Below are 20,965 nucleotides of genomic sequence, written 5' to 3' on the forward strand. Positions count from 1 at the left end.
CGCGTGTACCAAAGAAGTACGCGCAGCCGACCTTCACTCCGGGAGTACGCCGCAATATGGCCACGCGCCACGACATCCGTAACGTCGCCATCGTCGCCCACGTCGACCACGGCAAGACGACCATCGTCGACGCCATGCTCAAGCAGGCCGGCTCCTTCGCCGCCCACGCTGCCGAGTCCCTCGACGACCGCATGATGGACTCGAACGACCTGGAGCGTGAGAAGGGCATCACGATCCTCGCCAAGAACACGGCGGTGAAGTATCACCCCAAGGATGGCGGCGAGGTCATCACGATCAACATCATCGACACCCCCGGCCACGCCGACTTCGGTGGTGAGGTCGAGCGCGGTCTGTCGATGGTGGACGCGGTGGTCCTGCTGGTGGACGCCTCCGAGGGCCCGCTCCCGCAGACCCGATTCGTGCTGCGCAAGGCGCTCCAGCAGCGCCTGCCCGTCATCCTGTGCATCAACAAGACGGACCGCCCCGACTCGCGCATCGACGAGGTCGTGAACGAGGCCTACGACCTCTTCCTCGACCTGGACGCCGACGAGGACCAGATCGAGTTCCCGATCGTCTACGCGTGCGGCCGTGACGGCATCGCGTCGCTGACGAAGCCGGAGGACGGCACGGTCCCGGCCGACTCCACCAACCTGGAGCCGTTCTTCTCCACGATCCTGGAGCACGTCCCGGCCCCGTCGTACGACGAGGAGGCCCCGCTCCAGGCGCACGTCACCAACCTGGACGCCGACAACTTCCTCGGTCGTATCGCGCTCCTGCGTGTCGAGCAGGGCGAGCTGCGCAAGGGCCAGACCGTGGCCTGGATGAAGCGCGACGGCACGGTTCAGAACGTCCGCATCACCGAGCTGATGATGACCGAGGCGCTCACCCGCAAGCCGGCCGAGAAGGCGGGCCCGGGTGACATCTGCGCGGTCGCCGGTATCCCCGACATCATGATCGGCGAGACCCTGGCCGACCCGGAGAACCCGATCGCGCTGCCGCTGATCACGGTGGACCAGCCGGCGATCTCCATGACCATCGGTACGAACACCTCGCCGCTGGTCGGCCGTGGCGGCGGCGGCAAGGGCGCCGACGCCAAGACGAGCGTGAAGGACCGCAAGGTCACCGCCCGTCAGGTCAAGGACCGCCTGGAGCGCGAGCTGATCGGTAACGTCTCGCTGCGCGTCCTCGACACCGAGCGTCCCGACGCCTGGGAGGTGCAGGGCCGCGGTGAGCTGGCGCTGGCCATCCTCGTCGAGCAGATGCGCCGTGAGGGCTTCGAGCTGACGATCGGCAAGCCGCAGGTCGTCACCAAGGAGGTCGACGGCAAGACGCACGAGCCCGTCGAGCGCCTCACGGTGGACGTCCCCGAGGAGCACATGGGCGCCGTCACGCAGCTCATGGGCATCCGCAAGGGCCGCATGGACAACATGTCGAACCACGGCTCCGGCTGGGTCCGCATGGAGTTCGTCGTCCCGTCCCGTGGCCTCATCGGCTTCCGTACGGAGTTCCTGACGAACACCCGCGGCACGGGCATCGCCCACTCCATCCACGAGGGCCACGAGCCGTGGTTCGGCACGCTGACGACCCGTAACAACGGCTCGCTCGTCGCCGACCGCGCCGGTTCGGTGACCCCCTTCGCGATGATGAACCTCCAGGAGCGCGGTGTGCTGTTCACCGAGCCCGGCACCGAGGTGTACGAGGGCATGATCGTCGGTGAGAACTCGCGCGCCGACGACATGGACGTGAACATCACCAAGGAGAAGAAGCTCACCAACATGCGTGCGGCGTCCGCGGACAACACGGAGAACGTGGTCCCGGCCCGCAAGCTCTCCCTGGAGCAGTCTCTGGAGTTCTGCCGCGACGACGAGTGCGTCGAGGTGACCCCGGAGGCCGTGCGTATCCGCAAGGTCGTCCTGGACCAGAAGGAGCGCGGCCGCAGCGCCTCGCGCGCCAAGCACAACTGATTCACCGCTGCCTGAGGGCAGTTGGGCCCGGCATCCCCTCGGGGGGTGCCGGGCCCTTTTTGTGTTGCGAAAGGCACTCTGCGTTACAGCAGGTGGGAGCGCCGATCGCAACTCCATTTCCATGCCCCGGCGTTCGATAGTCGGAGCGACATGACCGTTAGGTATGTAACGCGTCCGTTTCGCGGCCATCTATCTCGGATCGATTTGTCCAGATTTTGGAAGATGTACACACCAGATGTGATCGAACCGAGACCCGAAGAGTGTGGTCGGCAGGTAGCCCATGGCTAATAGTTATCCGCGTAGAGCTCGGGTCAATGGGTCACGCGCAGTGGGAAGCGCCGACTCACGAGCACACTGGGGCACTTGAGACGTCTAGCCGTCAGGGGTGGCGGCAGCGGCCAAGGTATGCCCGCTTCTGCAGTGAACAAGTGGACTCATGAGGAGGAACCCCATGCGTGGTGCCAAGAGCGCCAAGTGGGTTGCGGCGGCCGCAGTCATAGCCCTCGGTGCGACGGCCTGTGGCGGTGGCAGCGGCAGCGGCGACGACAACGCCAATCGGAAGATCGACCCGAACGGCATCGTCACCTACGCCAACGGTGAGCCGCAGAACCCGCTGCAGCCGGCCAACACGATGGAGGCCTACGGCTCCGTCACGATCGAGGCGGTCTTCGCCGGCCTTGTCGACTACAACGACAAGGGCGAGGTCACCATGACCAACGCCAAGTCGGTCACGCCCGACAAGGACAACAAGGTCTGGACGGTCAAGCTCAAGCCGGGCTGGAAGTTCCACAACGGCGAGACGGTCACCTCCAAGTCCTTCGTGGACGCCTGGAACTGGGCCGCCAACGTCAAGAACAACCAGGTCAACTCCTCCTGGTTCGCGGACATCGAGGGTTACGCCGATGTCCACCCCGAAAAGGGCAAGGCCAAGAAGGACACCATGTCCGGCCTGAAGGTCGTGGACGACAACACGTTCACGATCACGCTGAACACGGGCATCCCGTACTTCCACTACAAGCTGGCCTACCCGGTCTTCTCCCCGCTGCCCAGCGGGTTCTTCAAGGACCCGAAGGGCTACGGCGAGAAGCCGGTCGGCAACGGCGCCTACAAGTTCAAGTCGTGGGAGCACAAGAAGTCGATCCAGCTCACGCGGAACGACGACTACAAGGGCCCGGACAAGGCCAAGAACGGCGGCCTGAACCTCAAGGCGTACACGTCGGACACGGCCGCGTACAACGACATGGTGTCGAACAACGTCGACTCCATGCCGATCATCCCGAACTCCGAGCTCGCCAACTACAAGCAGGACCTCGGCGACCGCGCGATCGTTCAGGACTACTCGGCGATCAACACGATCAACCCCGCCTTCTACACGAAGCAGTGGAAGAACATCGACGTCAAGGTCCTCCAGGGCCTGTCGATGGCGATCGACCGCGACACCATCAACAAGACGGTCTTCTACAACACCCGTGAGTCGGCGACCGGTTGGGTCGCCAAGGGTGTGCTGGGCTACCAGAAGGACGCCTGCGGCGAGTACTGCAAGTACAACCCGAGCAAGGCGAAGGAGCTCATCAAGGAAGGCGGCGGCGTTCCTGGCAACAAGATCTCGATCCAGTACAACGCCGACCAGCCGCACAAGGACTGGGTCGTCGCGGTCTGCAACTCCATCAAGAAGGCGGTCGGTGTCGCGTGCGAAGGCGACGCCAAGACGGACTTCCAGGCCGACACGCAGGTGCGTGACGCCAAGAAGGTCAAGTCCATCTACCGTTCGGGCTGGGTGCTCGACTACCCGTTCAACGGCAACTTCCTCCGTGACCTCTACGGCACCGGTGTCGCCGGCAACAAGGCCGACTTCTCGGACAAGAACTTCGACGCCCTCGTGAAGAAGGCCGACGCCGCCGCGACCGTCGACGAGTCCGCGAAGCTGTACCAGAAAGCCGAGAAGGAGCTGCAGAACAGCTTCCCGGGTATCCCGCTCTGGTACAACCGCACGGTTTCCGGGCACTCCACGAACGTCAAGAACATGACGTTCGGTCAGGACGGCGACCCGAACTTCAACGACGTCGAGGTCTACAAGAAGTAATCCAGCGGGAGCAGTTGACCCGTGGCGTGGGCCGGCGATCCCGGCCCGCGCCACGGGCTGCTCCGCTATGGACGGAGGCACCCATGGGGCGCTATGTCGCGAGGCGACTGCTCCAGATGATCCCGGTCTTTCTCGGGACAACCATTCTGATCTTCCTGATGGTCAACGTGCTGCCGGGTGACCCGGTGGCCGCGCTGTGGGGGGACAAGCCGCCGGACCCGGCGCAGATGGCCAAGATCAAGCACGATCTCGGCCTCGACCTTCCGCTGTGGCAGCAGTATCTGCACTATCTCGGCAATCTGGCGCACGGCGAGTTCGGCGTGACGATCGCGGGCAGCCGACCCGTCATCGACGAGATGGCGGCCGCCTTCCCGGTCACCATCCGGCTCGCGCTGATGGCGTTCACCTTCGAGATGGTCGTCGGCATCTGCCTCGGCGTCATCGCGGGGATCCGCCGCGGCAAGCTGATCGACACCGGCGTCACCATCTTCACGCTCCTGGTGATCTCCGTGCCCGTCTTCGTGCTCGGCCTGCTGGGCCAGCAGATCATCGGTACGCAGCTGGGCTGGGTCACACCCAACGTCCAGGACTCCATGAACGTGGGGCAGTTGCTGCTGCCGGCCATCGTGCTCGGCTCGCTCTCCCTCGCATACGTCGCGCGGCTCACCCGCACGTCGATCGCAGAGAACGCGCGCGCCGACTACATCCGCACGGCCGTGGCCAAGGGGCTTCCGCAGACCCGCGTGGTCCGCATGCACCTGCTGCGCAACTCCCTTATCCCGGTGGTCACTTACCTGGGCACCGACATCGGCGCGCTGATGGCCGGCGCCGTCGTGACCGAGGGCATCTTCAACGTCCAGGGCGTGGGCAACCTCCTCTACGAGGCGCTCGCCCGCCGCGAGGGCGCCGTCATCGTCGGCATCGTGACGGTCTTCGTCCTGATCTACCTCGTCGCGAACCTGGTCGTCGACCTGCTCTACGCGGTGCTGGACCCGAGGATTCGTTATGCCTGAGAACACCGTGAAGATGAAGAAGAACGACGCCGCCACGGCCGCCGAGGAGCCCACGGCCACCGTGGGCCCGACGGTCGCCGAGGCCGGACCCGCACCGGAGAAGCCGCGTTCGCTCGGCGCCGATGCCTGGGCGGACCTCATCCGTCGTCCGCTGTTCCTCATATCCGCCGTGCTGATCGTGTTCCTGCTGGTGATGGCGGCCTTCCCGTCCCTCTTCAGCGACACGGACCCGACGGCCGGCGACCTGAGCAATCACTTCCTGGACAAGCCGAAGCTCGGCAGCCTCTTCCAGCCCGACTGGTTCGGCTACGACGCCCAGGGCCGCTCGATCTACTCGCGTGTCGTCTACGGCGCACGGGTGTCGATCATGGTCGGCGTCGGCGTGACCCTGCTCACCACCGTCTTCGGTGGCCTGCTCGGCATGCTCGCCGGCTACTTCGGCGGCTTCTGGGACACGACCCTCTCCCGGATCACCGACGTGTTCTTCGGTATCCCGTTCATCCTCGGCGCGATGGTGGTGCTCAACGCCTTCGCCGACCGCACCGTGTGGACCGTGATCGGCGCCCTCGCCTTCCTCGGCTGGACGACCATCGCGCGCGTCATGCGTGGCGCGGTGATCACGGCCAAGCACGCGGACTACGTGGTGGCGGCGAAGGCCCTCGGTGCGGGCACCGGCCGGATCCTGCGCAAGCACGTCCTGCCGAACGCCATCGCACCGGTGATCGTCGTCGCGACCATCCAGCTCGGTGTCGTCATCGTCGCCGAGTCCACCCTCTCGTACCTCGGACTCGGTCTCGGGACCAACGACGTATCGTGGGGCGCGGACATCTCCGACGCGGTCAAGTCCATCCGGAACGCGCCGCACATCCTGTTCTTCCCGGCAGGCATGCTCAGCCTCACGGTGCTGGCGTTCATCATGCTCGGCGACGCTGTGCGCGAAGCCCTCGACCCCAAGCTGCGCTGAGGGAGGCGTACTCGTCATGACTCTTCTCGACAAGACGGACTCGGTACCGTCTCCGCGCGGTGCGGGGGACGACGGCACGCCGCTGCTCGAAGTCCGCGACCTGCACGTGGAGTTCCACACCCGCGACGGTGTGGCCAAGGCGGTCAACGGCGTCAACTACACCGTGGACGCGGGCGAGACGCTCGCCGTGCTCGGCGAGTCCGGCTCCGGCAAGTCCGTCACCGCGCAGGCCATCATGGGCATCCTCGACATGCCGCCCGGCAAGATCTCCAAGGGCGAGATCCTCTTCCGGGGCCAGGACATGCTCAAGATGTCCGGCGAGGAGCGCCGCAAGATGCGCGGCGCCAAGATGGCCATGATCTTCCAGGACGCGCTCTCCTCGCTGAACCCGGTGCTCTCCGTCGGCTACCAGCTCGGCGAGATGTTCCGGGTCCACCAGGGCATGTCCAAGAAGCAGGCCAAGGCCAAGGCCATCGAGCTGATGGACCGGGTGCGCATCCCGGCCGCGGCGGCCCGGGTCGGGGACTACCCGCACCAGTTCTCCGGCGGTATGCGCCAGCGCATCATGATCGCGATGGCGCTCGCCCTGGAGCCGGACCTGATCATCGCGGACGAGCCCACCACGGCGCTCGACGTGACGGTCCAGGCCCAGGTCATGGACCTCCTCGCGGAGCTGCAGCGCGAGTTCAACATGGGGCTCATCCTCATCACGCACGACCTCGGGGTGGTCGCCGACGTCGCCGACAAGATCGCGGTGATGTACGCGGGCCGGATCGTGGAGACGGCGCCGGTGCGCGAGCTCTACAAGCGGCCCGCGCACCCGTACACCAAGGGCCTCCTCGAGTCGATCCCGCGCCTGGACCAGAAGGGCCAGGAGCTGTACGCGATCAAGGGCCTGCCGCCCAACCTCACGCGTATCCCGCCGGGTTGTGCCTTCAACCCGCGCTGCGCCCAGGCGCAGGACGTGTGCCGTACCGACGTTCCGGCGCTGCTTCAGGTGACCGAGCAGGACGGCGGCGAGATCGCGGGGCGCGGCAGCGCGTGCCACTTCTGGAAGGAGACGATCCATGGCTGAGTCCGAGACGGTGGCCGCCATCGAGGCCCCGGTCGACCGCGGCGAGCCGATCCTCCAGGTGCGCAACCTGCAGAAGTACTTCCCGCTGACCCAGGGCGTGCTGTTCAAGCGGCACGTGGGTGACGTGAAGGCCGTCGACGGGATCTCCTTCGACCTGCACCAGGGCGAGACCCTCGGCATCGTGGGCGAGTCCGGCTGCGGCAAGTCCACGGTCGCCAAGCTCCTGATGACGCTGGAGACGGCGACCGCGGGCGAGGTCTTCTTCAAGGGCCAGGACATCACCAAGCTGTCCGGCCGCGCCCTGAAGACCGTGCGCCGCAACATCCAGATGGTCTTCCAGGACCCGTACACCTCGCTCAACCCCCGTATGACGGTCGGCGACATCATCGGGGAGCCCTTCGAGATCCACCCCGAGGTGGCACCGAAGGGGAACCGTCGCCAGAAGGTCCAGGACCTCCTCGACGTCGTCGGGCTCAACCCCGAGTACATCAATCGGTACCCGCACCAGTTCTCCGGCGGCCAGCGCCAGCGCATCGGCATCGCGCGCGGCCTGGCGCTCAACCCCGAGATCATCATCTGCGACGAACCGGTCTCGGCGCTCGACGTGTCGGTCCAGGCCCAGGTCATCAACCTGATGGAGAAGCTGCAGGACGAGTTCAACCTGTCCTACATCTTCATCGCGCACGACCTGTCGATCGTCCGGCACATCTCCGACCGGGTCGGGGTCATGTACCTCGGCAAGATGGCGGAGATCGGCACGGACGCGCAGATCTACGAGCACCCGACGCACCCGTACACGCAGGCGCTGCTCTCCGCGGTGCCGGTGCCGGACCCCGAGGTGCGCGAGGGCCGCGAGCGGATCATCCTCTCCGGTGACGTGCCCTCGCCGGCCAACCCGCCGTCGGGCTGCCGCTTCCGCACCCGCTGCTGGAAGGCGCAGGACAAGTGCGCCGAGGAGATCCCGGTCCTCGCGATCCCGGAGCGCTTCCGGACCTCCGAGACCCCGGCCGCGCACGAGTCGGCGTGCCACTTCGCGGAGGAGAAGAACGTGGTGCCCGCGGCGTGACCGCTGCACTGTGAGCCGACCGGTCCCTGCTTTCGGGTGGGGGCCGGTCGGCTCTTTCGTTCGTACGTCCGTACGTCGCGACACCTGGGGGGGCATTCCTTGCACGGCACGCTGCATCATGTCGAACTGTGGGTGCCCGACTTCGGGCGGGCCGAGAGCTCGCTCGGGTGGCTGCTCGGGGAGCTGGGGTACGTCGCCGAGCAGCGCTGGGAGAACGGGTGCAGCCTGCGGCTCGGGCCGACGTATCTCGTCATCGAGCAGTCGCCGGCGCTGAGTTCGGACCGGCACGATCGGCTGGCGCCGGGGCTGAACCATCTGGCGTTCCACGTCGAGGACGCCGCGGCGATGGAGCGGCTCGTGGAGCGGGCCGCCGGGCACGGGTGGCGGCTGATGTTCCCGGAGCGGCATCCGTACGCGGGTGGGGACGGGCACTGTGCGGCGTATCTGGAGGACGGGGACGGGTTCGAGGTCGAGCTGGTCGCGTCCGCGTGAGTCATGAGTCCGTGATCGCCGCGCGTCAACGCTCAGACGGGCGCGGGCAGTTCAGCCCCCAAGTGGGCGGCGACGCGGTCGCGCAGCACGAGGTACTCCGCCCAGCGGCGCTTCAGCGGGCCCGGTGGGCGCACCTTGATCCGGGCCGCGCGAATTTCCTCGCCGCGCCGGAACTGCTCGCGCGTCAGGTCGAGTTCGACACCGCTCGGCAGCCGGTTCCACCAGTGGAAGCCCTCCTGCGCGCCGTCCGTCAGATAGACCTCGCCCATGACGAGGTCGCCGCCGAAGACGTCGTTGACGAGCAGCGCGGTGATGTCGCAGTGCCCCCACGCGGGATTCTCCGGCGCCCATCTCTCCGCCCCGTCCGGCGACGTGGTGTCGGCGGCCCAGGCCGCGCGCAGCGCCGCGTCCAGCTCCAGGAGTGACCAGGTCGCGGCAGTCGGGTCAGTCGTGTCGGTCATGGCGGCAGCATGGCAGGCGGCACTGACAACGGGAGTTGGCAAAAGAAGTTCTGCAAAAACTCTTTTGCCAAGTGGCCGGTTGCGGCTACCTTCCGGACATGGCCGACGACGACAACCGCAAGCGCGTACTCGACCCCGAGCAGGACGCTGCAGCGCTGAAGGCGCTGACCCACCCCCTGCGTATCCAACTGCTCGGGCTACTGCGCCAGGACGGCCCCGCCACCGCAACCGAGCTCGCGGTCAAGGCGGGGGAGTCGTCGGCCTCCACCAGCTACCACCTGCGGGTCCTCGCGAAGTACGGGTTCGTGGCCGAGGCCGAGCACCGGGACGGGCGCGAGCGGCGCTGGCGCTCCGTGCACGAGATCACCTCGTGGAACAACGAGGCCATGCACGCGTCGCCCGACGCCCGCCACTTCGTCAGCGAGATGTCCCGGCGGCAGGTCGAGCACCTGCGCCGCTCCCTCGCCCGCCACGAGGCCGACCTCGCCGAGGGACGCCTGGGCCCGGAGTGGGTGGAGCCGTCCGGCATCGCCGACGCCATGCCCCGGCTCACCGCCGGCTCACTGGACGAGTTGAAGGCGGCCTTCGAGGCGAAGCTCGACGAACTGACCCGACGCGACGCCGAGGACCCGGACGCCGAGCAGGTCATCGTGGTCGTGGCGGGCCTGCCGGTCGCTCCGCGGGAGACGGAGACCGGTCAGGTGGGGCCGGGCCTGACAGAGCCCGACGGGGCAGGGCCCGACGAGACAGGGCCCGGCCAGGCGGATACCGACCCGGACGCGCAATGAACCCCCGCACACCCGACCCCCGCACCGCCCGCCGCCGCTACGCCACCGTCTGCGCGCTGTTCTGGCTTCCGGTCGGCGCCGCCATCGCGCCCAAGGTGCTGTTGCTGACCGAGCGGGGGTTCGCGCTCGCCACCATCACCGCCTTCGTCGCCGCGCACTCGCTCGCCGCCGCCGCCCTCGAACTGCCCACCGGTGGGCTCTCCGACGTCCTCGGGCGCCGCCCCGTCCTCGCCGCGGCCGGCGTGCTGGACCTGGCCGCCCTCGCCCTGATCGGCCTCGGCACCACGGCGCTCCCGGTCGCGCTCGGCAGTGTGCTGCTCGGTGCGGGCCGCGCCCTGTCCACGGGGCCCGCAGAGGCCTGGTACGTAGACACGGTCCAGGCCAAGGAAGGCCCCGGCGCCGAACTGCGCACCGGACTCGCCCGCGGCTCCGCTGCCTCCTCCGCCGCGCTCGCCGTGGGCACCCTGATCGGCGGCGGCCTGCCATGGCTCCTCGGCCTCGGCCCGAACCCGGGTGCGTGGCTCGCGGAGGCGACGGCCGGGTACGTGGTGCCGCTGGCCGTCCCGATGCTTCTGGGTATGGCGATCGAACTCGGCTTCATCGCCTACGTGTTGCTCGCCCTGCCCGAGCCCCCGCACCCCCGCGCCACCCTCTCCGGCGTCCTCCGCGGCATCCCGGCCACCGCCCTGGACGGCCTGCGCCCGGCGGGCCGTGACGCGATGGTGCGCCGCGTGCTGCTCAGCGCGGGCTCGGCCGGCGCCGCCCTCTTCACCCTCGAACTCCTCACGCCGGGCCGGGCAGCCGCCCTGACCGGCGCCCCCGAGTCCGGCGCCGTCGTGTTCGCGGGGCTCGCCTGCGCCGGATACGTCTGCTCCGGCGTGGGCAGCCACCTCGCCCCGCTGACGGCACGCCGCGCGGGCGGCGGGGAACGGGCGGTCCTGGTGGGCCTGGCCGCGGGCGCCCTCGGCCTGCTGCTGCTCGGCGCCACCGCGGCATTCACCGGCCCGGCCGTCACGATCCTCGCGGTCTGCGGCTACGGACTCGTCTACCTGGGACTCGGCGCGGCGGGCCCGAACGAGAACGAGTTGCTGCACCGCAGGGTGGGCCGCGAGGGCCGGGCAACGGCCCTGTCGGTCCAGTCACTTGCACTACAACTCACGGGCGCGGGCGCCGGTTTGACCATCGGCGCGCTACCGGCGGGCCCGCTGCCGTGGTTCGTGGGCGGCATCACGCTGCTGGCCGGCGCACTGCTGTGGACCGGGAGCGTCGTCCGCGGGTCCCGGAAGGAGCCGACCGGTCCTCAGGAGGAGCCGGCCGTACCCCGCCACGACAACGAGAAGGCCCGCACCGAGTGAACGGAGCGGGCCTTGCCAATCACCGGGATCGGGCAGCACCTGGTGATCACAGGAGATGAAACTGCCACCGTGGTTCGGTCGGTCCGCCAGACTTGCTCTTGATTCCCAAGGGAGAGGGGGGCGGCAAGGATGGCGAACAGCGCACTTCTGGTCATGGACGTCCAACGGGACGTCGTGGCCATCGCCGACGACGGTTCCGGATATCTGTCGCGCTTGCGCAGGGCGATCGACGGTGCCAGGGCTGCCGGCATCCCCGTGATCTACGTGGTGATGGGGTTGCGGCCGGGTGATCCGGAAGTCAGCCCTCGCAACAGGGTGATGGCGAACGTCGTGCGGGCCGGCCTGTTCACCGAGGGGGCCGCTGGCACCGAGATCCATCACGATGTTGCACCCCAGCAGGGCGACGTGGTGGTCACCAAGAGGCGCGGGAGCGCGTTCTCGGGCAGCGACCTCGACCTGGTACTCAGGGCTCGCGATATCGACAGCCTTGTTCTCACCGGCATCGCCACCAGCGCCGTAGTGCTGTCCACTCTGTGGCACGCCATCGACCTGGACTTCGGCCTCACCGTCCTGGCAGATGCCTGCCTCGACACCGACCCCGAGGTGCACCGGATGCTCACCGAAAAGCTGTTCCCGCAGTGGGCGGATGTCGTCGACGTCGAGGACTGGCTCAAGGCCGTCGCACCGCGATAGCGGGAGGTGGGTCGGACCCTCGCGTGCGGGCGCCCCCGGAGTCGGCCGCGGTGAGTCGGTCAGGGGTACAGGTGCCGAGTGCACGCGATGAAGGCCCGCGCCGAATGATCGGCGCGGGCCTTCTCCCCGGAGAACCGGCAGCGTCCATGGCTCGGGTCAATGGGCCGACGTTCCGGTTCCTGATGTACGCCGCCGGGGCGAAGTTGGGGTGGTGCCCCGGCGGCGTACCGGGGGGTCTAGAGGGCCTTGCGGGCCGCCGGGACGGTCGCCGTGGCCGGTTCCTCGGGGTGGTGGCAGGCGGTGAGGTGGCCCTCGCGGTTGCCCTCGATGCGGACCAGCGGGGGCGCCTCGGTCGCGCAGATCTCCGTGGCCTTCCAGCAGCGGGTGCGGAAGCGGCAACCGGAGGGCGGGTTGACGGGCGAGGGCACGTCACCGGTGAGGCGGATGCGCTCCACGGCCGGGGCGGAGTCGTCGGCGCTCGGCTCCGGGACCGCCGAGAGCAGCGCCTTGGTGTACGGGTGGCGGGGCCCGCCGTACAGGTCGGCGCGGTCCGCGATCTCGACGATGCGGCCGAGGTACATCACGGCCACGCGCTGCGAGAAGTGCCGTACGACGGCCAGGTCGTGGGCGATGAAGACGAAGGCGATGTCCAGCTCGCGCTGGAGCTCCTGGAGGAGGTTGACCACCTGTGCCTGGATGGAGACGTCCAGGGCCGAGACCGGTTCGTCGGCGACGATCAGCTTCGGCTCCAGGGCCAATGCCCTTGCCACACCGATGCGTTGGCGCTGTCCGCCCGAGAACTCGTGCGGGAAGCGGTTGTAGTGCTCAGGGTTGAGGCCGACCGTTTCGAGCAGCTCGCGTACGCGCTTCTCCCGGCCGCCCGTCGGCTCGATGCCGTTGATCTCCATCGGAGCCGAGACGATCTTGCCGACGGTGTGCCGCGGGTTCAGGGACGCGTACGGGTCCTGGAAGATCATCTGGATCTCCGAGCGGACCGGCGCGAGCTTCTTGCGGTCGGCGTGCGTGATGTCCTGGCCGCGGTAGCTGATCTTCCCGGCGGTCGGCTCCAGGAGGCGCGTGATCAGGCGTCCCGTCGTCGACTTGCCGCAGCCCGACTCGCCGACCAGGCCGAGGCTCTCGCCCTGGGAGACCTGGAAGTCCAGGCCGTCCACGGCCTGCACGGCCCCGATGGTGCGGCGGATCGGGAACCCGCCCTTGATCGGGAAGTGCTTGGTGAGCCCCGAGACGTCCAGCAGGGGAGTGGTGTCGCTCATGGTGAATCCCTGAAATCCCTCTGTGTGTCCGTCAGTTGGTCCGGGCCGCGCCGCTGACCGAGGCCAGCTCCGCGAAGAACTCCGTGCGCTGCCGCGCCGTGAGGTGGCACGCGGGCGCGCGCTCGCCGGTCGCGTCGAGCCGCGGCTCCTCGGTGACGCAGCGCCCGCCGGCCACCTGCTCGACGAAGGTGCAGCGCGGGTGGAAGCGGCAGCCGGTCGGCGGGTTGAGAAGGCTCGGCGGGGTACCGGGGATCGGCGACAGCGGCACGTCGACCGGCGCGGACAGGCTCGGCATCGAACCCAACAGGCCCCAGGTGTACGGGTGCTGGGGCCTGCGAAGCACTTCTTCCTTGGTGCCGCGCTCCACGCACCGGCCGCCGTACATCACCAGCACGTCGTCCGCGATGTCGGCGATGACGCCGAGGTCGTGCGTGATGAAGACGATCGACGTGCCGAACTCCTGCTGCAGGTCCTTGAGCAGATCGAGGATCTGGGCCTGCACCGTCACGTCGAGGGCCGTCGTCGGCTCGTCCGCGATGAGCAGCGCCGGGTCGCAGACCAGGGCCATCGCGATCATCGCGCGCTGCCGCATACCGCCGGAGAACTGGTGCGGGTAGTCGTCGACGCGCAGATCGGGCTGCGGGATGCCGACCTTCGTGAGCATCTCGATCGCCCGCGCCCGCGCCTCCTTCTTGGAGGCCCCGGTGTGCTTGCGATACGTCTCCGCGATCTGCCGGCCGATGGTGTGGTACGGCGAAAGGGAGGCCAGCGCGTCCTGGAAGATCATGGCCATCTTGTTGCCGCGCAGCCGCTCCAACTCCCGCTCGGAGGCGGTGAGAAGCTCCTGCCCGTCGAGGACGATCTCGCCTTCCAGATGGGTGTGGTCCCGGTCGTGCAGGCCCAGGATCGCCATGTTGGTCACGGACTTGCCGGAGCCGGACTCGCCGACGATGCCGAGGGTGCGGCCGCGTTCGAGGGTGAAGCCGAGCCCGTCGACGGCCTTGACGATGCCGTCCTCCGTGGGGAAGTGGACGTGCAGGTCGTTGACGGCGAGGAAGGGTGCGCTCATGGGTGTTGCTCCTAGGCCAGCCGCACGCGCGGGTCGATGAGGGCGTAGACGGCGTCGACCACGATGTTGAAGACGACGATGGCCGCGGCGGCCACGAGGACGACGCCCAGCAGCGTCGGCAGGTCATTGGTGGAGACGGCCTTCACGGACAGCAGGCCGATGCCCTGCAGGCTGAACGTGGACTCGGTGATGATCGCGCCGCCGAGCAGCAGGCCGAGGTCCATGCCGAAGATGGTGACGATCGGCCCCATCGCGCCGCGCCAGGCGAACCGGAAGAAGACCGCGCGCCGCGAGAGACCCTTGGCACGGGCCGTACGTACGTAGTCCTCGGTCAGCTTCTCGACCATCTGGGAGCGGGTCATGCGCGTGTAGTTGGCGGTCCAGATCAGGGAGAGCACGATCCACGGCAGCAGCAGCCCCTTGGCCCAGGCGCCCGGGTTCTGCGTGAACGGCGTGTAGGCCGCGCGGTCGAGCAGGTGCCACTGGTCGACGAGGTAGTACGTGGCGATGATGCCGACGACGTAGATCTGCATCGAAGAGGCGACGAGGGAGGCCGAACTGGCCACCTTGTCCAGGGCCTTGCCCTGCTTGACGGCGGCCAGCATGCCGGTGCCGACACCGAAGATCACGAAGACCACGGCGGAGCCGATGGACAGCGAGATGGTGGTCGGGAACCGGTCGAGGATCGTGCCGAGGACCGGCTCCCGGTTCTGGAAGGAGAAGCCGAGGCACGGCGCCGGGCAGTGCCCGAACGAGGAGTAGTCGCGGCCCACGAACACGCCCTGGAGCCAGTGCCAGTACTGCACCGGTATCGGATCGGCGATCCCCAGGTTCTTCTTCACCAGCGCCAGCGTCTCGGGCGTGCAGACCTTCCCGCAGGCGATGCGGGCCGGGTCGCGCGGGGCGGCGTAGAACAGGACGAACACGATGGCGCTGATGATCAGAAGGATCACCAGGGCGCCGATGGCGCGTCGAAGGATGAAGCGGAGCATGGCAGTTGGGTTTCCTGACGGATGCCGATGGGCCTCGGTGCGGCCTTGAGGAGACTCGAAGAGACCTGAGGAGGGCTCGGGGAGGAGGAGCGGCGGGGGCGCCCCGGGGGTGCGACGCCCCCGCCGGAAGGGGTGCTCGTCAGGCCTTCACAAAGGTCTTGTAGAGCAGCGTGGCGGAGAAGTTCGGGTCGAACATCGCGCCGCCGACCTTGGAGCCGCTGATGTACCAGCGGCGCTGGAAGGTCTCGGGGATGATCGGCGCGACCTCCTTCATGATCCGCCGGTCGAGCGCGGACCAGGCCTTGCCGGCCTTCTCCTGGTCGCTGATCAACTCGTTCTTCTTGATGGTCTCGTCGATCCAGTCCACCTTGACCTGCGAGACGTTGTTCATGCCGTTGCCGATGGAGGCACTGTCGAACAGCGGCTGCATCATGGTGAAGGCGGTCGGCCAGTCCGGGGACCAGCCGAACCACATCACGTCGTAGTTGTTGTCGACCTGCTGGACCTGGTCGTAGTACGTCGTGGAGTCGATCGGCTTCATGACGGGCTTGAAGCCGGCCTCGGTCAGCGCGTTCTCGATGACGACCTTGGTCTTGTCGTAGACCGGGTCCTGCTCGTACGCGTAGACGATCTTCGTGCCGAGCTTGCCGGCCTTCTTCAGCAGCTCCTTGGCGCGCTTCGGGTCGCCCGCGGGCTTCTTGAGCTTGCCGTAGAGGTCGTACTTCTCGTACCCGATGATGTCCGGGCTGAGGATGCTGCTCGCGTAGTCGCCGGCCGAGGCGCCGCCGTAGATCTTGCGGATCTGCTCCAGCGGCCAGGCGATGTTGAGGGCCTGGCGCACCGCGAGGTCGGTGACGCGCTTGCAGTTGATGGCGTAGTAGTAGCTGCCGGTCAGCAGGCCGTTGAAGGTGCGCTGCTTGAGCTCGGGCGTGGTGAGGATCTTCTGCATCCGCTCGGCCGGGATGCCCTTGTAGATCGAGACGGCGTACTTGTCGTTGCCCTGGTCCGCGATGAGGCGGTCCGTGGAGTCCAGGCCCTCGACGCCGAAGGTGAACTCGAAGCCGTCCGGGTAGCCGTTGCGGATCGAGTCCGTCGCCGGGTCCCAGTGCTTGTTGCGCACGAGGGTCATCGACTTGTCGGTGGTGTGCGCCTTGATCTTGTACGGGCCGCAGGAGACCGGGTTCTTGTCGTACTTCTCCTTGGTGTCCAGCTTCACCGGCGTCGCGGCGTAGGTGTGCATCGCAAGGGTGAAGTTGAAGTCCGGACGCGCTTCCTTGAGGTGGAAGGTGATCGTCTTCTGCTTCTTGTCCGTGACGATCGCGTCCAGGTGCTTGCCCTTGTACGGACCCTCGTACTGGTCACGCCACTTGGCGTCCTCGCCGGTCAGGGCTATCTGCGCGAAGGTGGCGCCCTCGGTGATGAACGGGGCCCAGCCGCGCTCGAAGCCGTGCCGCACGTCGTCGACGGTCAGCTCGCTGCCGTCGTCCCACTTGAGGCCGTCCTTGAGCGTGAACGTCCACGTCTTGTTGCCGTCGGAGGCGGTGCCCGCGTCGGTGGCGAGGTCGCCGACGAGCTTCTGGTGCCCGGCCGAGTCGACCTTGTAGCCCGTCAGGCACCGCGCGTAGAGCAGCGCGAGCGTCGAGTTGAACGCGTAGTAGATGCGCTGCGGGTCCAGGTGCGAGAAGTCGTCGGGGGAGTACCCGTAGATCGTGCCGCCCTTGCGCGCGCCCTTGACCTCGGGCGCCGGGCCCTTGGAGTCGTCGGCCGTGCCGACCTCCACCTTGGCGCCCGTGTACTGGGTGGCGCCGCCCGCGCCGCCCTTGCCGCCACCGCCGGCGTTGCCACTGCTGCATGCCGTCAGGAGCGAGCCGGCGCCGATGGCGACGGACGTGCCGATGACGAAGTTTCTCCGCGAAAGGGACATGGCTTCCTGCCCTGGTGCTGGTTGGGGAGTGAGCTTGCCGGCCGGGCCCCGTCGCCCTGACCCGCATGAAGTGGGGTGGAACCTGAGTGGGGGGAGCCTCAGCGTTTGGTCTTGGGGTCCATCGCGTCCCGGACCGAGTCGCCGAGCAGATTGAACGCGAGGACGAAGATGACCATCGTCAGGCCCGGGACGAGCATGAAGGTGATGTCGGCCTGGTACGTCTTGGCGCCGTTCTGGAGCATCACGCCCCAGTCGGGCGTGGGGTTGGTGAGGCCGACGCCCATGAAGGCGAGACCGGCCTCGGTGGTGACGTACATCGGGAGCGCGAGGGTCGCCTGGATCAGGATCGGCGTCCACAGGTTGGGCAGCAGTTCCTTGAAGATGATCCGCGCGGGGGAGGCACCGGTGACCTTCGCCGCCTCGACGAACTCCCGCTCGCGCAGGGCGAATACCTCGCCTCTGAGCAGTCGCGCGACCGACGACCAGCCGAAGGCGGTCATCACCAGGATCAGGCTCAGGACGGTGAGCCAGACCGGAGTGCTGTCGGTCGGCGACACGAAGATCGACAGGACGACGGGCCAGAACGCGATGAAGAACAGGGTCTGCGGGAAGGCGAGCAGGATGTCGATGACCCAGCCGACGAAGTAGTCGGTCTTGCCGCCGAGGTAGCCCGCGCTCACGCCGACGACGATGCCGAGCACGGTGGTCAGGATCGTCGCGATGCCCGCGATGAACAGCGAGTTGCGGATGCCGTAGAGCAGGAACGTGAAGACGTCCCGGCCGAGCTGCGGCTCGACGCCGAGCCAGAAGTCGCTGCTGATCCCGCCGTTGGCCTTGACCGGGTACCCGAAGTCGTTGAGCAGGCCGCCCTGGTTCATTCCGTACGTGGTGTACGGGTCCTTGCCGTAGAGCTTGGCTATGAGGGGCGCCAGGATCGCGATCAGGACGAAGAAGGCGACGATGTAGGCCGACACCACGCCGGTGCGGTCCCGCCTGAAGCGCCGCCAGGCGAGCTTGCCGGGGGAGAGGCTCTCGTCGCCGCGCGTGGGCGGCGGCTTCGGCGCCTGCGGCGCGTCGTCCTCCACGACCTCAAGGGAGGCGGTGGCGTGAGGAGTTGGGGTCGTCATGGTGCTCCAGGCCCTGAGGGGTCCACATGGGCACGGGCGACCCGTGCGCTCAGCGGGACCTTTTCAAGGCCCGGATGTACGGTCAACGAATTCTTGAGGTCTTGATCCCGTCTTTGAATCTTTGGTCCGGACTTTGCTCCGAGTAGGCATGCCGGTGGCGGGACCTTGACAGTACCCGGGGGCCAAAAGGGCGCTTATGGGTGCCACTTGGGGCGACAGGTTCGATATCCGGACGTGAGTGTCTCGCTATGTGTACACAGTGCCCGCGCTCAGCACCCGTCCCGATCCCCCGCCTTCCCGTAGCGGCGGAAGTCCGCGGTGTCCACGGTCCAGGGGCCGAAGGGGACCGTGTCGCCGTAGATGTACGGCTCCTTCGAGAGGTAGCGGCTGTTCGCGGGGTCGGAGTGGACCTCGATGGTGCCCGTGCGCGGGTCGACGATCAGGTAGTGCTCGATGCCCATCGCCGGGTAGTCGGCGAGCTTGTCGCGGTAGTCGTTGTCGGGGTTGGACGGGGAGACGATCTCGATGGCCGCCAGCACCTGCGAGGCGTCGACCGCGAGGCCTTCCTCGTCAAGTGAGCCTTCGGGGAGCACGACCGCGTCGGGGCGCCGCATTCTGCCGAGGGCCGGGTGTTCGATCTCCGGGCCGTTCTCGCAGACGTAGCCGGGGTGGGTGGCCGGAAGCTGTGTGTTGAGCTGGTTGCGGATGCGCCGGATCGTCCCCTCATGGCGCTTCGAGGGGCTCATCATCGCCAGTATCGGACCGGAGGAGCTGATCTCGACGCTCCAGGAACCCTCAAGGTGCTCCGCGTACTCGGCCAGCTCCTCGGCGATCGCGCGCATCTTGGCGTAGTCCATGTGTCCACGGTAGCCGCGCCACCCGCTCCGTCGCCCCCGCGCCCGCGACTCACCTCGTTCGGGTGACCCAGCGAGCGGCGCCCGGTCACCGCAGGTCCAATGGCCCCAAGGCCCGCCCCCGCACCGCCCCCTGGAGGACCCTGATGCGCCTCGGCCTGCGTACCGGCGCCCTGGCCGCCGCCCTGGTGCTGGCCGTGCCCTGGCTGGCGTCCTGCGGGGCCACGGCCACCGAGTCGGGTGTCGTGCGGGCCAAGTGGGGTGACCCGCAGAACCCGCTCGAGCCCGCGAACACCAACGAGGTCAACGGCGGCAAGGTCCTCGACATGATCTTCCGGGGGCTCAAGATCTACAACCCCGAGACCGCCGAGCCCGAGTACGCCGTCGCCAAGTCGATCAGCAGCGACGACGCGCAGAACTTCAAGGTCACGCTGAAGGACGGCTGGAAGTTCGCGGACGGCACGAAGGTCACCTCGCAGTCCTTCGTGGACGCGTGGAACTACGCCGCCTACCTGCCGAACGCCCAGATCGGCGCCGATTTCTTCGGCTACATCGACGGGTACGACAAGCTCCACCCGGACAAGGGGAAGCCCACCGCGAAGAAGCTGTCGGGGCTCAAGATCGTCGACGATCTGCACTTCACCATCAAGCTCAACCAGAAGTTCTCGCTCTTCCCCGACATGCTCGGGTACGCCGCCTTCTCCCCGCTGCCGAAGAAGTTCTTCACCGACCACGACGAGTGGCTGGAGAAGCCGTTCGGCAACGGCCCGTACGCGGTGACGGACTACGAGCGCGGCGGCCGCATGAAGCTGCGGCTCAATGATCAGTACAACGGCACCAAGCCGCGCAACAAAGGCGTCGACCTGCTCGTCTACACCGACGACAACACCGCGTACACCGATGTCGTGGCCGGCCAGCTCGACGTGACCGACGCCGTGCCCGCCGAGCAGCTCAGCAACCTCCACAAGGACATCGACAACCGGTACATCAACACCCCGGCCGGCATCATCCAGACGCTGATGTTCCCCATGTACGACAAGGAGTGGGACACCGCCGACGCCCTCAAGGTCCGCCGTGGCATCTCGCTCGCCATCAACCGCGAGCAGATCACCGACAAGATCTTCCAGAAGACCCGGATCCCGGCCAAGGACTGGACGTCCCCGGTGCTCCGCGACGAGGGCGGCTACAACCCCGACATCTGCGGCGACCGCTGCGAGTACAACCCCAAGAAGGCCAAGCAGCTGATCGACGAGGGCGGCGGCTTCCCCGGCGGCAAGCTCGTCCTCAGCTACAACGCCGACACCGGCAACCACAAGCAGTGGATCGACGCCATCTGCAACAGCGTCAACCGGGTCATGGGCAACTCGAAGGCCTGCGTCGGCAACCCGGTGGGCACCTTCGCCGACTTCCGTACGCAGATCCAGAGCGGGAAGTTCAGTGGCCCGTTCAGGAGCGGGTGGCAGATGGATTACCCGCTGATCCAGAACTTCCTGCAGCCCGTCTACACCACAGGCGCTCCCAGCAACGACGGCAAGTGGAGCGACAAGGAGTTCGACGCGCTGATCAACAAGGCCAACGCGGACCCGGACCCGAAGAGCGCGATCAAGGACTTCCAGGACTCCGAGCGGATCCTCGCCGAGCAGCTGCCCGCGATCCCGCTCTGGTACCAGAACGGCACCGCCGTCTACGGCACCCGCGTGCACGACGTGAAGCTCAACCCCTTCAGCGTGCCGGTCTTCGAGGAGATGACCGTCGATGACTGAGTCCGTAA

General features: G+C 67.7%; 18 protein-coding genes. 11 read left to right on the forward strand and 7 right to left on the reverse strand.

Features of this window, described 5'->3' with window-relative positions; translation table 11 throughout:
• Positions 1–56: 56 nt before the first annotated feature.
• The 7 genes from typA (at position 57) to OG746_RS10330 (ending at position 8,657) form a co-directional block, all read left to right on the forward strand.
• Positions 57–1,964, forward strand: a complete 1,908-nt coding sequence (gene typA / locus OG746_RS10300; protein WP_266713688.1) for a translational GTPase TypA — start codon at positions 57–59, stop codon at positions 1,962–1,964.
• A gap of 451 nt (positions 1,965–2,415) precedes the next feature.
• On the forward strand, positions 2,416–4,047 hold the full coding sequence (locus OG746_RS10305) for a peptide ABC transporter substrate-binding protein (protein ID WP_266713690.1): 1,632 nt from the start codon (positions 2,416–2,418) through the stop codon (positions 4,045–4,047).
• An 83-nt stretch (positions 4,048–4,130) separates the two neighbouring features.
• Positions 4,131–5,060, forward strand: coding sequence for an ABC transporter permease (locus OG746_RS10310; RefSeq protein WP_266713692.1), 930 nt, complete (start codon positions 4,131–4,133; stop codon positions 5,058–5,060).
• A complete protein-coding gene (locus OG746_RS10315; protein ID WP_266713694.1) occupies positions 5,053–6,024 on the forward strand; it encodes an ABC transporter permease in 972 nt (323 codons plus the stop codon). Before OG746_RS10310 ends, OG746_RS10315 begins: the two co-directional genes overlap by 8 nt.
• Before the next feature lie 16 nt (positions 6,025–6,040).
• Positions 6,041–7,099, forward strand: a complete 1,059-nt coding sequence (locus OG746_RS10320) for an ABC transporter ATP-binding protein (protein WP_266713696.1) — start codon at positions 6,041–6,043, stop codon at positions 7,097–7,099.
• Positions 7,092–8,165, forward strand: coding sequence for an ABC transporter ATP-binding protein (locus tag OG746_RS10325; RefSeq protein ID WP_266713698.1), 1,074 nt, complete (start codon positions 7,092–7,094; stop codon positions 8,163–8,165). Before OG746_RS10320 ends, OG746_RS10325 begins: the two co-directional genes overlap by 8 nt.
• 99 nt (positions 8,166–8,264) lie before the next feature.
• Positions 8,265–8,657: a VOC family protein gene (locus tag OG746_RS10330; RefSeq protein ID WP_266713700.1), complete on the forward strand. Its 393-nt coding sequence runs from the start codon at positions 8,265–8,267 to the stop codon at positions 8,655–8,657.
• Between the two features lie 32 nt (positions 8,658–8,689).
• Here the strand turns inward: OG746_RS10330 and OG746_RS10335 are convergent, their stop codons facing one another.
• Positions 8,690–9,118 (reverse strand): YunG family protein, encoded by a 429-nt coding sequence (locus tag OG746_RS10335; protein WP_266713702.1) that lies wholly within the window; start codon positions 9,116–9,118, stop codon positions 8,690–8,692.
• Positions 9,119–9,216: 98 nt separating this feature from the next.
• Here OG746_RS10335 and OG746_RS10340 point away from each other — a divergent pair, with 98 nt between their 5' ends.
• The 3 genes from OG746_RS10340 (at position 9,217) to OG746_RS10350 (ending at position 11,954) form a co-directional block, all read left to right on the forward strand.
• Positions 9,217–9,906 carry an ArsR/SmtB family transcription factor gene (locus tag OG746_RS10340; RefSeq protein ID WP_266713704.1) on the forward strand — a complete coding sequence of 230 codons (690 nt, stop codon included), beginning with the start codon at positions 9,217–9,219 and terminating at the stop codon, positions 9,904–9,906.
• The gene (locus OG746_RS10345; RefSeq protein ID WP_266713706.1) at positions 9,903–11,261 is read left to right on the forward strand and encodes an MFS transporter; all 1,359 of its coding nucleotides are present in this window, start codon (positions 9,903–9,905) and stop codon (positions 11,259–11,261) included. The genes OG746_RS10340 and OG746_RS10345 overlap by 4 nt, the downstream gene beginning before the upstream one ends.
• Before the next feature lie 129 nt (positions 11,262–11,390).
• A complete protein-coding gene (locus tag OG746_RS10350; protein WP_266713708.1) occupies positions 11,391–11,954 on the forward strand; it encodes a cysteine hydrolase family protein in 564 nt (187 codons plus the stop codon).
• Between the two features lie 236 nt (positions 11,955–12,190).
• Here the strand turns inward: OG746_RS10350 and OG746_RS10355 are convergent, their stop codons facing one another.
• From OG746_RS10355 to OG746_RS10380, 6 genes are all read right to left on the reverse strand, one after another.
• Positions 12,191–13,228, reverse strand: coding sequence for an ABC transporter ATP-binding protein (locus OG746_RS10355; RefSeq protein ID WP_266713710.1), 1,038 nt, complete (start codon positions 13,226–13,228; stop codon positions 12,191–12,193).
• A gap of 31 nt (positions 13,229–13,259) precedes the next feature.
• Positions 13,260–14,297: an ABC transporter ATP-binding protein gene (locus OG746_RS10360; RefSeq protein ID WP_266713712.1), complete on the reverse strand. Its 1,038-nt coding sequence runs from the start codon at positions 14,295–14,297 to the stop codon at positions 13,260–13,262.
• A gap of 11 nt (positions 14,298–14,308) precedes the next feature.
• Complete coding sequence (locus tag OG746_RS10365) at positions 14,309–15,289, reverse strand: ABC transporter permease (protein WP_266713714.1); 981 nt, start codon at positions 15,287–15,289, stop codon at positions 14,309–14,311.
• Between the two features lie 139 nt (positions 15,290–15,428).
• Complete coding sequence (locus OG746_RS10370) at positions 15,429–17,213, reverse strand: ABC transporter substrate-binding protein (RefSeq protein ID WP_266713716.1); 1,785 nt, start codon at positions 17,211–17,213, stop codon at positions 15,429–15,431.
• A gap of 98 nt (positions 17,214–17,311) precedes the next feature.
• A complete protein-coding gene (locus OG746_RS10375; protein WP_266713718.1) occupies positions 17,312–18,340 on the reverse strand; it encodes an ABC transporter permease in 1,029 nt (342 codons plus the stop codon).
• Positions 18,341–18,609: 269 nt separating this feature from the next.
• Complete coding sequence (locus OG746_RS10380) at positions 18,610–19,197, reverse strand: Uma2 family endonuclease (protein WP_266713720.1); 588 nt, start codon at positions 19,195–19,197, stop codon at positions 18,610–18,612.
• A gap of 143 nt (positions 19,198–19,340) precedes the next feature.
• Here OG746_RS10380 and OG746_RS10385 point away from each other — a divergent pair, with 143 nt between their 5' ends.
• Positions 19,341–20,957, forward strand: a complete 1,617-nt coding sequence (locus OG746_RS10385) for a peptide ABC transporter substrate-binding protein (protein WP_266713722.1) — start codon at positions 19,341–19,343, stop codon at positions 20,955–20,957.
• Positions 20,958–20,965 lie beyond the last annotated feature (8 nt).

The organism is Streptomyces sp. NBC_01016 (assembly GCF_026341035.1).
Taxonomy (GTDB): Bacteria; Actinomycetota; Actinomycetes; order Streptomycetales; family Streptomycetaceae; genus Streptomyces.

Excerpts from the sequence above, each read along its gene's own strand:
- OG746_RS10320 (WP_266713696.1), top strand. The coding sequence starts at position 6,041 with ATGACTCTTCTCGACAAGACGGACTCGGTACCGTCTCCGCGCGGTGCG.
- OG746_RS10365 (WP_266713714.1), bottom strand. The coding sequence starts at position 15,289 with ATGCTCCGCTTCATCCTTCGACGCGCCATCGGCGCCCTGGTGATCCTT.
- OG746_RS10340 (WP_266713704.1), top strand. The coding sequence starts at position 9,217 with ATGGCCGACGACGACAACCGCAAGCGCGTACTCGACCCCGAGCAGGAC.
- OG746_RS10355 (WP_266713710.1), bottom strand. The coding sequence starts at position 13,228 with ATGAGCGACACCACTCCCCTGCTGGACGTCTCGGGGCTCACCAAGCAC.
- OG746_RS10315 (WP_266713694.1), top strand. The coding sequence starts at position 5,053 with ATGCCTGAGAACACCGTGAAGATGAAGAAGAACGACGCCGCCACGGCC.
- OG746_RS10360 (WP_266713712.1), bottom strand. The coding sequence starts at position 14,297 with ATGAGCGCACCCTTCCTCGCCGTCAACGACCTGCACGTCCACTTCCCC.
- OG746_RS10335 (WP_266713702.1), bottom strand. The coding sequence starts at position 9,118 with ATGACCGACACGACTGACCCGACTGCCGCGACCTGGTCACTCCTGGAG.
- OG746_RS10375 (WP_266713718.1), bottom strand. The coding sequence starts at position 18,340 with ATGACGACCCCAACTCCTCACGCCACCGCCTCCCTTGAGGTCGTGGAG.
- OG746_RS10305 (WP_266713690.1), top strand. The coding sequence starts at position 2,416 with ATGCGTGGTGCCAAGAGCGCCAAGTGGGTTGCGGCGGCCGCAGTCATA.
- OG746_RS10370 (WP_266713716.1), bottom strand. The coding sequence starts at position 17,213 with ATGTCCCTTTCGCGGAGAAACTTCGTCATCGGCACGTCCGTCGCCATC.
- OG746_RS10385 (WP_266713722.1), top strand. The coding sequence starts at position 19,341 with ATGCGCCTCGGCCTGCGTACCGGCGCCCTGGCCGCCGCCCTGGTGCTG.
- OG746_RS10310 (WP_266713692.1), top strand. The coding sequence starts at position 4,131 with ATGGGGCGCTATGTCGCGAGGCGACTGCTCCAGATGATCCCGGTCTTT.
- OG746_RS10345 (WP_266713706.1), top strand. The coding sequence starts at position 9,903 with ATGAACCCCCGCACACCCGACCCCCGCACCGCCCGCCGCCGCTACGCC.
- OG746_RS10380 (WP_266713720.1), bottom strand. The coding sequence starts at position 19,197 with ATGGACTACGCCAAGATGCGCGCGATCGCCGAGGAGCTGGCCGAGTAC.
- OG746_RS10350 (WP_266713708.1), top strand. The coding sequence starts at position 11,391 with ATGGCGAACAGCGCACTTCTGGTCATGGACGTCCAACGGGACGTCGTG.
- OG746_RS10325 (WP_266713698.1), top strand. The coding sequence starts at position 7,092 with ATGGCTGAGTCCGAGACGGTGGCCGCCATCGAGGCCCCGGTCGACCGC.
- typA (WP_266713688.1), top strand. The coding sequence starts at position 57 with ATGGCCACGCGCCACGACATCCGTAACGTCGCCATCGTCGCCCACGTC.